Raw genomic sequence first — 13968 nt, forward strand, 5'->3', positions numbered from 1 at the left:
ACGCTCGTCGTAGCGGCTTGCGCAGGGACCCGGCCCAAACCAGACTGCCACGACGGCTATCGGTAAGCAGGAAACGCACTCCAATGAAGAACCCGACCCCGCGCATCTGCGCGTGCCTGCTGTCGTTGCTGGCGCTGGTGGCCGTTCCGGCGTTTGCCGATGAGCCAGATGCAGTCCTGGAACAGCCAGGCATCGGGGCGGGGCCGGCGCTGGTCGTGGAAAGCAACGATGGCGGTCGCTACTGGCGGCTCGAAGACGCTGGCGAACAGCGTGCCCCGGCCTACCCCAGGAGCTTGGTAAAAGCCGGCATCGAGGGCTGCGTCACTGTGGGATACGTGATCAAGCCAGATGGGTTTCCCGACGCCTATCGCATCCTGCGATCCCGCGCATCGCTTCCGTCCCGGAACGTGGCGCGGCAGATGGCTGCGGCACTCGTGCAGATGATCGCGCAGCGGCGCTACGTGCCCGGCCCGGAGAACCCCGGCCGCCTGCCCGGCTTCGCGGCCGAGTACGCGGTCTTTGGCGTGGGCGCGGGCGCCCAATGCCGGATTGATGACCTGGGCGCCTTCATGCGGGCCGGCGCAGAGGGCCAATCCTGAAGCCGGACCCATGCGGTGCACGGCCAACGCGCGCGGCCACGGGCTATAATCGCGGGTCTTTCCGCCGCCCCATGAGCCTTCCGACATGAGTATCGAACAGCTTGCCGAAACCGCCCTGGCCATGGTCGCGCCGGGCAAGGGCATCATCGCCATCGACGAATCCACCGGCACCATCGCCAAGCGCTTCGCGGGGGTCGGGATTGAGAACACCGAGGAGAACCGCCGCGCGTATCGCGAGATGCTGCTGACGACGCCCAACCTCAACCAGCACATCAGCGGCGCGATCATGTTCGACGAGACGATCCGCCAGTCGACGAAGGACGGCGTGCCGTTCGCGAAGTACATGTCTGACAACGGCATGATCCCCGGCATCAAGGTCGACAAGGGTACCCACGCGCTGGCCGGCTTCCCGGGCGAGGTGGTGACCGAGGGCCTCGACGGCCTGCGCGCGCGGCTCGAGGAGTATTACAAGCTCGGCGCCCGCTTCGCCAAGTGGCGCGCGGTGATCAACATTGGCGACGATGTTCCGTCGGGCACCTGCATCGAGGCCAACAGCCACGCGCTGGCGCGCTACGCGGCGCTGTGCCAGGAGCAGGGCCTGGTGCCGATGGTGGAGCCGGAAGTGCTGATGGACGGCGAGCACGACATCGAAACCTGCTTCGAGGTCACCGAGGTCACCCTGCGCTCGCTGTTCGACGCGCTGTACCAGCAGAACGTCGCCCTCGAGGGCACCATCCTCAAGGCATCGATGGTCGTCCCGGGCAAGGGCTGCGACGAACAGGCCAGCGTCGACGAAGTCGCCGAAGCCACCCTGATGTGCCTGAAGTCGACCGTGCCGGCGATCCTGCCGGGCATCGTGTTCCTCTCCGGCGGCCAGAGCGACGATGACGCCACCGCGCACCTGGATGCGATGAACCGCCTCGGCCCGAACCCGTGGCCGCTGTCGTTCTCCTACGGCCGTGCGATGCAGTCGGCTGCGCTGCAACTTTGGTCGAAGGACCTGGTGAACAATTTCGCGAGCGCGCAGAACACCGTCTTCGCCCGCGCCCGCGACAACGGCATGGCCGCGTTGGGCAAGTGGGATCGCGCCGGCTGATCGTTCGCCACCATTCCAAGCGTGCGTGCAGCGCCGGCCTCGTGCCGGCGTTGTGCTTTTGGAAGCCAGGAAAGCTCGCGGCTGAAGCCGCTCCCACAAGGGCATTTCGCAGAGGGGCCGCCACTCCTGTGGGAGCGGCTTCAGCCGCGAGCTCTTTGTTTGTCCCGCGCCAGGCGGTCCACGATCGCGCGCCGCCGATCTGTCGCCGTGGCTCACCGAAAATCCTGAAAGTGACCACGGTGTCGCCAATTCAATCCAGCTCCTGCCCGACGTTGGCACGGCGCCGCGCAGAGCACATGAAAGATGGGCAGAGCAAAGCGACACACCTCGATTGGCGCCTCCTTGTTGTGCGTCGAGAAGTGATACTGTAGTGTCACTTCATGCGGACCGAGCTCGTCACCACCCTCAAGCGCCAGGCCACCGAGTTGCTCTCGGACATCGAGCGTGACAAGACGCCCATTCTCATCACGCAGCACGGCTTGCCCAGCGCCTATCTCGTTGACGTCGAGAGCTACGAGCTTCTGCAGCAGCGCATGGCCGTCCTGGAGGGGATTGCCCGCGGCGAGCTTGCCGTCGCGGAGGGTCGCGTGGTTTCGCATGCCCAGGCCAGGACGCGCCTCGCCCGATGGCTGAAATAATCTGGACGGAGCCGGCATTGGCCGACCTGGACGCCGTTGCGGATTACATCGCCATCGAGAGTCCTGCAGCGGCTGCGGATCTGGTGCGTCGCATCTTCCGTCATGTCGAGCAGTTGGCAGAGCACCCCGACAGCGGCAGCCGACCCGCGGAGCTCAAGCGTTCGCGTTACCGGCAGATCGTGGAGTCGCCTTGCCGGGTGTTCCATCGCCATGACGGCCAGAAGGTCTTTGTCCTTCACGTCATGCGCTCCGAGCGCTTGCTTCGCAAGCAACGGCTTGCGCCCCGCGCCAAGCCGACGAAGACCTAGGCACCTGTCGTAGCCTGGCCCTCCGCAAGAAACGTTCTTGCCTCATTCCCGCCAAAGCGGCGCCAGAGTCTTTCACGATCGCCGAGCCATACTGGATCCCCACCCCCGATAAAAACCGCTTCGAGGGCAGGCTTTTGGGGTCAAGCCACGCGATCCCCGCTTTCGCGGCGATGACGGTCCATGCACTTTCACACGTCATTCCCGCCAAAGCGGGAATCCAGAGTCTCTCAGGATCGCCGAGTCAGTTGCCGGACCCAGCCCCGATGGACGTCAGACGAAGGCGTTTCCGGTGCCGTAAGCTGTCCGCGAAACCCACCCCGGCACCGCACATGTCGCCCAACGGCATCCAGCTCCCGCCCGAAGCCGCCGCCGCATTCGCGCGCGGCGACGTGGTCGGCGCGGTCAAGCAAGTGCGCCAGGCGACCGGCCTGGGACTGAAGGACGCCCACGACCTGGTCCAGGCGCACGCCAAGGCCCAGACGACGGGCCCGGGGCCAGCGCAAGCAGGCGGGTTCGTGTTCCCGCCCGCGGCTGCGGCAGCGGTCGCGCGCGGCGAGTTTGTCAACGCGATCGCGCTCCTGCGCCAGGCCAATCCGCATCTCGACCTGAAGACCGCGAAGGAAGCGGTGGATCATGTCCGTCGCGGCGCGGCGCCGGTCAAAGGGGCATTGAAGCCGGGCGCGCTGCCGAACCAGCCCCGGCGCGTCCCCACCGTGGTCGCCGGCGATACCGGCAGCCGCGGCTGGCTGACGATCATGCTGGTCGTGGTCTTCGCAGCGTTATTGCTGTGGCTGCTCGACGGCCGCTGACGGCTCACGTCGATTGCTCGCCCCCAGCAGTGCCCGCCGGCGAAGCCGGGCGACGCGCCGCCACTTGACGCACTCCGCAACCGAGCCGGGCGTCATCGGTCAACTCACATGATCGAGTCCGCCCACCGGCGATCGCCCGGTGGCGCACGAGGCGCGCGGCGGATCTGGGGCCACGCGTCGCGTCGGAGTTATTAGCGCGGCTGATGAAGGTATCCAGCAGCCAGCCAGCCGCAACCGCGCGCCACGTCAGATCCCGGCGTAGTGCCGGTACGCGCCGATGATCTGCTCGCCCCACATGAAGACGATCCAGCCGGCGACCGCGAGGTAGGGGCCGAACGGAATCGGCGTCGCGCGGTCGCGGCCCTTCATTCCCAGCCAGATCGAGCCCACGATCGCGCCGACCAGCGACGACAGCAGGATGGTCGGCAAGATGCCCTGCAGCCCGATCCACGCGCCGAGCGCCGCCAGCAGCTTGAAGTCGCCGTGGCCCATGCCTTCCTTGCCGGTGATCTGCTTGAACAGCCACCACACCGACCACAGGCTCAGGTAGCCGATGACCGCGCCCACCAGCGCGGGCTTGGCCGGCATGTACAGGTTGTCGACCGAGGCGATCAGCCCCAGCCACATCAGCGGCAGCGTCAGCTGGTCGGGCAGCAGCTGGGTGCGCAGGTCGATGCCCGACAGCGCGATCAGCACGCAGGTCAGCACGATCGCGCCGAACCCTTGCCAGCCGAAACCGAACCGCCACACGCAGGCCACCACCAGCAGCATGGTCAGCAGTTCCACCAGCGGGTACTGCGGCGAGATGGGCGCATGGCAGGCGCGGCACTTGCCGCGCAGCGCCAGCCAGCTGAGCACCGGGATGTTCTCGTACCAGCTCAGCTGGTGTCCGCAGTGCGGGCAGTGCGAGCGTTCCACCACGATGCCCGGCGGCGGCGGGTCGTACAGGTCCGGCTCGCCGAGAATCTCGCGGCTGTCGCGCTTCCAGTCCCACTCCAGCCGCCGCGGCAGGCGCAGGATCACCACGTTGAGGAAGCTGCCCACCAGCAAGCCCATGCCGGCGGCCAGCGGATAGCCGAGCCCCGGGTTCTGGTCGAGGAACGCCATCGGGCGCTCAGCCCATCACGGTCAGGGCGATCTTGAAGATCGGCAGGTACATCGCGATCACGATCGAGCCCACCAGGCCGCCGATGATCACCATGATGAAGGGCTCGATCAGGCTGGTGATCGCGTCCACCGAGTTGTTCACTTCCTGCTCGTAGAACTCGGCCACCTTGAACAGCATGGCATCCAGCGCGCCGGCCTCTTCGCCGATCGCCGTCATCTGCACGACCATGTTGGGGAACAGGTTGACCTGCTTCATCGCCACGTTGAGCTGGTAGCCCACCGCCACGTCGTTGCGCATGTCGTTGACGGCGTTGGTGTAGACGCGGTTGCCGGTGGCGCCGGCGACGCTCTCCATCGCCTCCACCAAGGGCACGCCGGCCTTGAAGGTCACGCCCAAGGTGCGGGCGAAGCGTGCGATGGACGAGTTGTGCAGCACCTGGCCAATTACCGGGATCTTCAGCAGCACCCGGTCGACGCCATCCTGCAATTTGGGCGAGCGCTTATACGTGTACATGAAGCTGAAGAACCCAATCAGCAATACGCCCAGGATCGCCCACCACCAAGTTACCAGTATGTCGGAGATGCCGAAGACCAGGCTGGTGAAGGCGGGTAGGTCGGCACCGAAGCTTGCGAACTGCTCCTTGAAGATCGGCACCACGTACACCATCAGCACGCCGCAGACCAGGATAGCCACCGCGATGACCGCCAGAGGATAGAACATCGCCTTCTTGATTTTGCCCTTGATGGTCTCGATGCTTTCCTTGTAGTCGGCGATGGTCTCGAGCACGGTTTCCAGCGCACCGGAGGATTCGCCCGCGCGTACAAGGTTGCGGTACAGCTCGTCGAACTGCACCGGATGCTTGCTCATGGCCTCGTAGATCGACGAGCCGCCCTCGATATCGAGGCGCACCTGGTCGACCAGCTTCTTCATCCGCGGGTTCTTCTGGCCGTTGCCGATGATCTCCAGCGCCATCACGATCGGCACGCCGGACTTCATCATCGTCGCGATCTGGCGGCTGAAGATCGCCACATCCTTTGCCGACACCGGCTTGCCGGCGGCGCCGAACAGCGGCTTGCCCTTGAGCTTCACCACGCGCGGCTGGATGCCCTGGCGGCGCAACTCGGCGCGCAGCATGTTGACGCTGCGCGACTGCGCCTCGCCCTTCATCTTCTTGCCGCGCTTGTCGGTGCCCTCCCAGACGAACATCTGCAAAGTCACGCCATCGCGCACCGGCCTGGCGGCATCGCGGGCGGCGGCGGTCTTGGCGGCTGAACGTGTCACGGCCATGCTGTATTTCCCCTTGGTCCCCAGATTCCGGCATCGCCGGAGCCCCAGCCTGCGATGGTAGCGGGTTGCGGGCGCAAGTGAAGCCGCGCCATGTGACGGCTGCCCTATTCCAGCGCTTCCACGCTCAAAGCGCTCCTTCTACACCCCTGCGGCTCGCGGAACCGGGCTTCCCCGTAGGAGCGGCAGAAGCCGCGACCCGTCGATTCCCGTCCCCTGGCACCGCAAGGCCGCCCGCGCTTAGCCACACCCGGAACTCGCACCCCGAAACACCTAATCCTTGGTCACGCGATTGATCTCCGCCAGGCTGGTCACCCCGGCCTTCACCTTCGCCAGCGCCGACTGCCGCAGATCCCGGATGCCCGAGCGCTGCGCCGCCGCCGCGATCTCGATTGCATTCCCGCCCTGCAGCACGATGGTCGCGATCTCGTCGGTCATCGGCATCACCTGGTACAGGCCGGTGCGGCCCTTGTAGCCGCTGGTGCAGTCGTCGCAGCCTGCCGCTTCGTACACGGTGAAGCCCTCATGCACCTCGTCGTCGGTGAAGCCTTCGGCCAGCAGGGCATGGTCGGGGAGGTCCACCGGGCGCTTGCACTTCTCGCACAGCCGCCGCGCCAGGCGCTGGGCGATCACCAGCGACACGGAGCTGGTGATGTTGTACGGCGCGATGCCCATGTTCATCAGGCGGGCGATGGTCTGCGGCGCGTCGTTGGTGTGCAGCGTGGACAACACCATGTGCCCGGTCTGCGCGGCCTTGATCGCGATCTCGGCGGTCTCCAGGTCGCGGATCTCGCCGACCATGATGATGTCCGGATCCTGGCGCAAAAAGCTGCGCAGCGCGGCGGCAAAGGTCATGCCGCGGCGCTCGTTCTGCTGCACCTGGTTGACGCCCGGCAGTCGGATTTCCACCGGGTCCTCCACGGTGGAGATGTTGCGCTCCTCGTCGTTGAGGATGCCCAGCGCGGTGTACAGGCTCACCGTCTTGCCCGAGCCGGTAGGGCCAGTGACCAGCACCATGCCGTAGGGCTTCTGGATCGCATCCAGGAACAACTTCTGCTGGTCCGGCTCGTAGCCCAGTTTCTCGATGCCCAACTTGGCCGCGCTGGCGTCCAGGATGCGCAGCACCACCTTTTCGCCGAACAGCGTGGGCAAGGTGCTGACGCGAAAATCGATCTGCTTGGTCTTGCTGATGTTGAGCTTCATGCGCCCGTCCTGCGGGACGCGCTTCTCGGCGATGTCGAGCTGCGACAGCACCTTCAAGCGGGCGCTGATGCGCTGGTTGAGCTTCACCGGCATCTTCGCGGTCTGCTTGAGGATGCCGTCCACGCGCAGGCGCACGCGGTAGTCGTTCTCGTAGGGCTCGAAGTGGATGTCCGAGGCGCCGCGCTTGATCGCGTCGATCAGCACCTTGTTGACGAACCTGACGATCGGCGTGTCGTCCTGCTTTCCCTCGGCCGCCGCGCCATCGCGCGGCTCCTCGTCGCCGGATTCGATGTCGAGATTTTCCAGCCCCTCGGTATCCTCCAGCGAATCGCCGAAGCTGTCGCTGGCCTGCAGCCACAGCTCGAGGGTATGGCGGATCGCGTCCTCGGCCACCAGGATCGGCTCCACCACCAGGTTGGTGTGGAACTTGATCTCGTCCAGCGCATGGGTGTTGGTCGGGTCGGCAGTGCCCACGAACAGCTTGCCGCCGCGCTTGAACAGCGGCAGCACGTTGTGCTTCTGGAGAAGCTCTTCCTTGACCAGCTTGACCGCACTCTGCGCGCCGTCCATCGCCGCCGGGTCGAACACCGGCATCCCGAACTCGGCGGAGTTGGCCGCGGCCATCTGGGTGGCGGTGACTAGCTTGTGCTCGCGCAGGTAGCCGGCGATCGGCTTGCGCGCGGCGGTGGCCTTGTCGAGCGCATCGCGGGCGGTGGGCTCGTCCAGCGCTCCGTCCAAGACCAGGCGGCGGGCGATGCCGGTGATGCCGACCAGGTTGGCTGTGGGGACTGCACTCATGTCATTGCTCCTCAATGCCCCGGACTTTACCGCAAGCATGTGATGTGCCAAAAGGGAGGCACGCCCCAGTTCTACAGGTTCGGCCTCCAGTCGGCGCCGATTTCCGGCTACTCTTGCCGCAAGAGGGGAATCCATGCGCCTATCCGTCATCCTGCCTGCCAAGAACGAGGCCGAGGGCCTGCGCCAGACGCTTCCGCGGCTGCGCGCGGCCCAGCCCGAAGCCGAGCTGATCGTGGTGGACGATGGCTCTACCGACGAAACGGCCGAGGTGGCCGAATCGTATGGCGCACGGGTGCTCTCCAGTCCGTACTCCATGGGCAACGGCGCGGCGATCAAGCGCGGCGCGCGTTCCGCCACCGGCGAGATTCTCGTATTCATGGATGCGGACGGCCAGCACGATCCAGCCTGTATCGATGGCCTGTTGGCAAAGATGGGCGAGGGCTACGACCTGGTGGTTGGCGCCCGCGACTGGGCCGGGCAGGCAGGCGTACATCGCGGTGCTGCGAACGCCTTCTACAACTGGCTGGCCAGCCGCATGACCGGGTTCGAGGTGAAGGACCTCACGTCCGGTTTCCGTGCCGTGCGTGCACGCAGGTTCCGGGAGTTCATCTATCTGCTGCCCAACGGTTTCAGCTATCCCACCACCAGCACCATGGCGTTCTTCCGTAGCGCGTATCCAGTGGCCTACGTGCCGATCCCGGTGGCCAAGCGGATTGGCAGGAGCCATATCCGCCCGCTGCGCGATGGCGTTCGATTCCTCCTGATCATCTTCAAGATCGCCACGCTGTATTCACCGCTGAAGCTTTTCGCGCCGACGGCAGGGGCCTTCTTCCTCATCGGACTTGCGTATTACGCGTATACCTTCGTCACCCAAGGCCGGTTTACCAACATGAGCGCGCTCTTGTTCAGCGCGTCAGTCATTGTGTTCCTCATTGGCTTGATTTCCGAGCAGATCACGGCCCTGACCTACAAGGTCGAACATGACTGACCTGCTTGCCAGCGAGCACGGGCACGACCCGGATGCTGAATTCACCGGGAAGTACGAAGCTGAAGGACGTGCGGGACGTTGGCTGGTGGATCGCTTTTATGCAGCCGTGCGGCGACTGTTGTTGCCGCAGGTGCGTCCCGGCGACCTGGTTCTGGAAATCGGCTGCGGGGCGGGATACTCGTCGTTCAATTTGCGGGAGAGTCTTCCCGCCGCGGTGGACTTCGTCGGATCGGATGTCGGCGAAACGCTGCTTCACAAGGCGCGCGCGCGCAATCCGGGTACGGCCTTCGTGAGGCAGTCCGTATACGACCTGGCCTTGCCGGATCGCTCCGTCGACGTCGTGGTGATGCTTGAGGTGCTTGAGCATCTCGAAAACCCGGGGCAGGCCTTGGCGGAGGTGCACCGGGTGGCCCGGAAGGCGGCGGTCGTTTCGACGCCGCGCGAACCGCTCTGGCGGGCGCTGAACCTCCTGCGCGGAAAGTACATACGTGAACTCGGAAACACACCCGGGCACATCCAGCATTGGTCGAGTCACGGGCTTCGTCGCGAAGCCGATGGTCTTTTCCGCGTGACGGGAGTCGCGCAGCCAATGCCGTGGACGGTCCTGTCGTTGTCACCACGGCGATGATCTCGGTTCCAGAACGCGCCCGTTCACTCTTCAAGAAGGCATACATCGTAGCGGTGATCATCGCCATCGCCTGGGCGCTGTCCGGATCGGGCATGGACCTGGCGAAGGCGATGGATTCGTTGCTCGTGCCGCAATCGGCCGTGTACTTCCTCGCATGGATCCTGATGGTGGCCCTGCTGGGGCTGCTGTGGAAAGCCTGGTTGTCCCATGCCGAGGGCGTATCGCTGCAAGCAGCCGAATGGATTCCCGTGCAGGCGATGGCCTGGGCAGGACGCTACCTGCCCGGAAAGATCGGGCTGCTCATGGGAAAGCTGGCATTGGTGCAGAGGCATCGCATCGACATGCGTGCGCTGGTGCTTTCTGTCTTCGTGGAACAAGCCGGGTTCGTCCTCGCGGGTGCGTGCGTGGCCTTGCTGCTGTTTTCCCCGGAAGAGTTGGGCGCGTGGCAATGGTTGCCGCCGGAATTTGCCAAGGCGTGGTACTGGTGGATGCCTGTCGCGGTGCTCGTGGTGGTCGCCGCGATGCCGGTCATGGCGGCCATCACCGCCCGCACATTGCGCTGCAGCCGCGTTGCGTCGAAATCGATGCAAGCGGCCATCTTCCTGGTTCTTCATGCCATTCCGCATCTGGCGATAGGCGTCGCCTTCTATGTGCTGGTGATCGGCTTGTTTCCGCAAGCCGCGTCTTTTCCGGCGACGCATTTTGTGGCAGTGCTCGCACTTGCGCACATTGCGGGGGTCCTTGCCGTGTTCGCTCCGGCTGGCTTCGGAGTACGCGAGGTTGTGCTTGCCCAAGGATTGCGCGGGGTGCTTTCGTTCGAGGAAGCCTTGTTGCTGGCTGCAGTCCTTCGCGTGCTGACCTTGTTGGCCGATGGAACGATCCTGCTTGCAGTTGCCGTCGCTTGGCGAAAATGGAGGCGGGGAGCAACATAGCGACCCGAAATGTTCGGTTCAGTCGCTAGTTGTGTTCGGTGTCACTGACGTGCCGCCGAGCTTGGATCGGTCGGCTTGTTCGATCCTGTTGGCCAAGTCCGGCCGCCCAATCTGGCGGAGCTCCCTACCAAGCTGGCGGCGGAACGGATCGTCAGCGGGGATTGCCTGGATCGCAGTCGTGAAGTAAGGCAAGGCCAGATCAGGCTGCCCCATGTCGTTCATGATGAAGTAGCCGTAGCTGCTCAGCTGGAATGGGGTCTGCTCGATGCGCCGGGTCAGGGTTGAAATCGCCGTGAGAAGTTGCTGCTGGTCCAGCTTGACGCCTTTGCGTGAGTAGTGCATCAGGACCTGCACCGCACGCCGGTTGTCCCGCGTCATGAACGTGGTCCTGAGCCGTTGCTGGAACAGGTTCCAATCTTGTGCCGAGAGGTCTCCCCGCAGGCTTTTGAGGGCAACCAGCATTGCCGTGCTGTTGAGCATGTCGGGCGCAGACGTTGCGCCCCTTTCGCAGGCGGCGATGGCCTTGTCGAGATTGGGATTGTCTGGAATGGGGCCGCCGCCTGCCTTCAGATACTCGGCACACAGTGAGACCCAGGCCCGACCGGAGCCGGGAGCGCTTTGGGTGCTGGCTTGCGCCTGTGTCAGGTTGCTGCGCCAGTCATGCGCGCGCGATGCCGTGGCAAGCGCCAGGCCTGCAAGCACGACCACAGGACCTGCGACCAGAGCGGAATGGGGCAGGCGCAATTTGTCGCACAGGTGGAACAGCAGGCTGCCCACGGCCAGGACGGCGCCGATGAGGGCGAAGTGGTTGCGATGCTCGAAAGCGAGCTCCACCCCGACGACGTTGCTGGTGATGAAGTGGGCGGCAAAGAACAGCAGCACGCCCAGTGAAAACAGCGGCCAGCGCATGCGCAGGCGCCACGCCGTGGCGAGCAATGCCAGGAGCGCCGCGATGGCCGGCAGCGTGGTCCATGGTTGCAGCAGGCCGCGTGAGGGCTGGAGCCAGTCGTAATAGAACGGCATGTGACCCGGCAAAGGCACGAGGATTTGCCACAAGTAGAGGCAGAGCACCCGGGGTTGCGTCAGCAGGCGTTCCAGCGTGGAGAACTCACGCTCTCCGCCGTAGCCATCCGTGCTCCAGAAATAGGGCGCCACGAGGAAGAGATATGCCGCCATGCCGGCCAGCGTGGCGATGGCGTAGCCGCGGCGCAGGCGCCGGGGCCCGTCGGCATCGGCACTCCTGAATCCAAGGACCGTCAGTTCCAGTGCCAACGTGTAGGCAGGCAACAGGACGGTGTCTTCCTTGCAGCTCATCGCAAGTACCCACAAGAATGCGGTCAGCATCCACCAGGTCCGCGTTGGCTGGCGTGCCTCCTGCGCGTTTCGCGCTTTCAGGTAGGCGAGCAGCGCCAGCACCAGGAACAAAGTGCCCATCGTCTGCAGCCGCTGGACTGCGTAGAGCACTGATGAGACCTGCAGGGGATGTAGAGCCCAAGCCAGTGCCAGTGCTGCAGCGGTCCATTGCGTTCGGCCGGGGGGAACGCCGGCAGTCAGCAGTAGGGCACGGAAGAACCACGCCAGTACCAGCGTTGTGATGGCGTGGATGAGGATGTTTGTGGTCCGGAACGTGGCGGGGTCCGCACCGCCAGCGCGCCAGTAATCCAGCGCGAAACTCAGGGTTGGAAGTGTCCGCATGTTTCCGGACATCTGGGGTGTCGCGATGGCCGTGTACAGGCTGGTCCCATCCAGCCGCTCCATTCTGATGGCGGCGTTGTTCTCGATGTTCGGGACATCGTCGAACACAAAACCACCCGGCAGCCCAGGCGTGAATGCCAGACCGGCGATGAGGGAAATCATCAGGCCGATGAGGAGGAACCGATTGCGGGCATGGGACATCTGCGCTGCCTGTTGTGACGACACGGCCGGATTATCGTCGAAGACGGATCGAGCGCGGTTTAGTGGCATCGCGCATGGACAGGTGATGGCTACGGATTGAGCGAACAGCTGGCCGTATCCATGTCGCAGACGGTGGCACGCGTTCCGGGGACGCGCGGCCTTCCCGCGATGTCCGTGGCCAAGTCAACCGCCGGATCGATCGAATCGCACGCGCCGACGGTTGGAATGGGCAGCGTCGAATTGTCGTAGATCGCCACCAATGCGAACTCCGCGTAATTCTTGGTCTCCGCCAGGCAGGCGTTCTCGGCCGTACGGACGCGGTACTCATTGTAGGCAGGGAGCGCGATGGCGGCCAGGATGGCGATGATCGCGACCACGATCATCAGTTCGATCAACGTAAAGCCGCGCTGTGTGCTGACCATGAGAAGCGTGCCTCGTTATTGATCCCGAATCACTGGATGCAATAACCGAGCCAATCATGGCCGCTGCGCGCGGTGTGCGACCGCCTATGCATCGAACTGTGCGCCGCTTCTCGCATTGTGTGTGTGCGAGTGTGCCGACCAAAAAAAGCCCCTCTTGCGAGGGGCTTTCAGCAACTGCAGTTTGGCGCTACGCCAGACCGTTAGTTGACCGAGCAGGTGCCCGAGGTCATGTCGCAAGAGGTGGTCGCGTCGCCCGGATCAACCGGGCTGCCGGTGCCGGTAGTACCAGCGATGGTGAAGCTAGCACACGAGCCGGCCACGAAATTCGGAACGGTCATGTCGGACAGGGTGGCGGCGACCCAGGCGTTCGCGAACGCCTTCGACTCGCCCAGGCAGGCGTTGTTGGCCGAACGGATGCGGTAGTTGTTGTAGGCCGGCAGCGCGATGGCGGCCAGGATGGCGATGATCGCGACGACGATCATCAGTTCGATCAGGGTGAAGCCTTGCTGGTTGTTCTTCATGGTGTATCCCCTAGGAGTGGTCTGAGAACTTCACGTGCCGTGTGGCCCCAACTGCTTCGGTCCTTCGGCAGCCGTGCGACACCGCACGTGCAGGGGAATATACGCACATCGCGTGCCAATGCAGCCACCGGGAAGTTGCGCATCCCGATCTGCAATCGGGCTCACGGATTGACGTTGGCGCGGTGCAGCAGAAGGTGACGCTAAAGGTCTTTCTGCTGACCTCAGGTGACGTGGAGTGTCACTTGTTTCTTGACGCTTCGGCAGAAGTGTGTCGTTTGTCACAGCACGGTTTTTCGTCATTGCGCGATGGGGACGTCAGTGCTGGCGCGATCCGGCGGCGCGATGGCTCGCGTGCGAGGTCGGCACCGGGCGTGTTGGGCGCTTGTAGGCACTTCGCGTCACCGGGTGGCGTGGCGGGCTATCGGATCGGTGGCTTCCGGGGGCGCGGAATCACGGTGACGTGGAAGCCGGGAGCCTGGGCGCCCGCACTTTCCGCGGTTGGTGAGGCGAGCTCGCTGCGCTCGCGCCCTCATCCGTCGCTGCGCACCACCTTCTCCCGCAGGCGGGAGAAGGGCTGTGGTGTCCTGTCCTCCCGGGTGGGCTGGTGCCCGTGTGACGGGACAGCGGCCCGGCAGGAAGGCTGGGGGCCGGCGAGCAGGTCGGCAGGTGGGTAGGGAAGCCGGGGGCCGACAATTTCCCACTCGGTGGCAAGGAGACCGGGTGAACCCGGCAGCAGCT

13 protein-coding genes and 1 pseudogene are annotated in these 13968 nt (G+C 64.7%); 8 read left to right on the forward strand and 6 right to left on the reverse strand.

The features are described from left to right. Positions 1–83: 83 nt before the first annotated feature. The 5 genes from ACFOM9_RS06040 to ACFOM9_RS06060 all read left to right on the forward strand — a co-directional run bounded on the left by ACFOM9_RS06040 (position 84) and on the right by ACFOM9_RS06060 (position 3450). On the forward strand, positions 84–599 hold the full coding sequence (locus ACFOM9_RS06040) for an energy transducer TonB (RefSeq protein WP_386707611.1): 516 nt from the start codon (positions 84–86) through the stop codon (positions 597–599). An 85-nt stretch (positions 600–684) separates the two neighbouring features. After that, positions 685–1695, forward strand: coding sequence for a class I fructose-bisphosphate aldolase (locus tag ACFOM9_RS06045; RefSeq protein WP_386707614.1), 1011 nt, complete (start codon positions 685–687; stop codon positions 1693–1695). A gap of 380 nt (positions 1696–2075) precedes the next feature. Next, a complete protein-coding gene (locus tag ACFOM9_RS06050; RefSeq protein WP_386707617.1) occupies positions 2076–2333 on the forward strand; it encodes a type II toxin-antitoxin system prevent-host-death family antitoxin in 258 nt (85 codons plus the stop codon). Continuing rightward, positions 2321–2641 carry a type II toxin-antitoxin system RelE/ParE family toxin gene (locus ACFOM9_RS06055; RefSeq protein ID WP_386707619.1) on the forward strand — a complete coding sequence of 107 codons (321 nt, stop codon included), beginning with the start codon at positions 2321–2323 and terminating at the stop codon, positions 2639–2641. The genes ACFOM9_RS06050 and ACFOM9_RS06055 overlap by 13 nt, the downstream gene beginning before the upstream one ends. Positions 2642–2811: 170 nt before the next feature. After that, positions 2812–3450: a hypothetical protein gene (locus ACFOM9_RS06060; protein ID WP_386707622.1), complete on the forward strand. Its 639-nt coding sequence runs from the start codon at positions 2812–2814 to the stop codon at positions 3448–3450. Positions 3451–3696: 246 nt separating this feature from the next. On the opposite strand, the gene ACFOM9_RS06065 is transcribed toward ACFOM9_RS06060, so the two are convergent. The 3 genes from ACFOM9_RS06065 to pilB form a co-directional block, all read right to left on the reverse strand. Then, positions 3697–4557: a prepilin peptidase gene (locus tag ACFOM9_RS06065; protein WP_386707625.1), complete on the reverse strand. Its 861-nt coding sequence runs from the start codon at positions 4555–4557 to the stop codon at positions 3697–3699. 7 nt (positions 4558–4564) lie between these two features. After that, entirely contained in the window at positions 4565–5845 is a 1281-nt protein-coding gene (locus tag ACFOM9_RS06070) for a type II secretion system F family protein (RefSeq protein WP_386707628.1), read from the reverse strand. A 270-nt stretch (positions 5846–6115) separates the two neighbouring features. After that, complete coding sequence (gene pilB / locus ACFOM9_RS06075; protein ID WP_386707631.1) at positions 6116–7843, reverse strand: type IV-A pilus assembly ATPase PilB; 1728 nt, start codon at positions 7841–7843, stop codon at positions 6116–6118. A 133-nt stretch (positions 7844–7976) separates the two neighbouring features. On the opposite strand from pilB, the gene ACFOM9_RS06080 reads away from it, so the two are divergent. The 3 genes from ACFOM9_RS06080 to ACFOM9_RS06090 are packed head-to-tail and all read left to right on the forward strand — an operon-like array spanning position 7977 to position 10391. After that, on the forward strand, positions 7977–8831 hold the full coding sequence (locus tag ACFOM9_RS06080; RefSeq protein WP_386707634.1) for a glycosyltransferase family 2 protein: 855 nt from the start codon (positions 7977–7979) through the stop codon (positions 8829–8831). After that, positions 8824–9459, forward strand: a complete 636-nt coding sequence (locus ACFOM9_RS06085) for a class I SAM-dependent methyltransferase (RefSeq protein ID WP_386707637.1) — start codon at positions 8824–8826, stop codon at positions 9457–9459. Before ACFOM9_RS06080 ends, ACFOM9_RS06085 begins: the two co-directional genes overlap by 8 nt. Next, positions 9426–10391 carry a hypothetical protein gene (locus tag ACFOM9_RS06090; protein WP_386707639.1) on the forward strand — a complete coding sequence of 322 codons (966 nt, stop codon included), beginning with the start codon at positions 9426–9428 and terminating at the stop codon, positions 10389–10391. The genes ACFOM9_RS06085 and ACFOM9_RS06090 overlap by 34 nt, the downstream gene beginning before the upstream one ends. A gap of 18 nt (positions 10392–10409) precedes the next feature. On the opposite strand, the gene ACFOM9_RS06095 is transcribed toward ACFOM9_RS06090, so the two are convergent. The 3 genes and pseudogenes from ACFOM9_RS06095 to ACFOM9_RS06105 form a co-directional block, all read right to left on the reverse strand. After that, positions 10410–12311, reverse strand: a complete 1902-nt coding sequence (locus tag ACFOM9_RS06095; RefSeq protein WP_386707642.1) for a hypothetical protein — start codon at positions 12309–12311, stop codon at positions 10410–10412. A gap of 65 nt (positions 12312–12376) precedes the next feature. Next, complete coding sequence (locus ACFOM9_RS06100) at positions 12377–12709, reverse strand: prepilin-type N-terminal cleavage/methylation domain-containing protein (RefSeq protein WP_386707645.1); 333 nt, start codon at positions 12707–12709, stop codon at positions 12377–12379. Between the two features lie 418 nt (positions 12710–13127). Further along, positions 13128–13230, reverse strand: a pseudogene (locus ACFOM9_RS06105) (prepilin-type N-terminal cleavage/methylation domain-containing protein); the annotation flags it as partial. Between the last annotated feature and the right edge of the window lie 738 nt (positions 13231–13968).

This window comes from Luteimonas notoginsengisoli (assembly GCF_042648885.1).
GTDB lineage: Bacteria > Pseudomonadota > Gammaproteobacteria > Xanthomonadales > Xanthomonadaceae > Luteimonas > Luteimonas notoginsengisoli.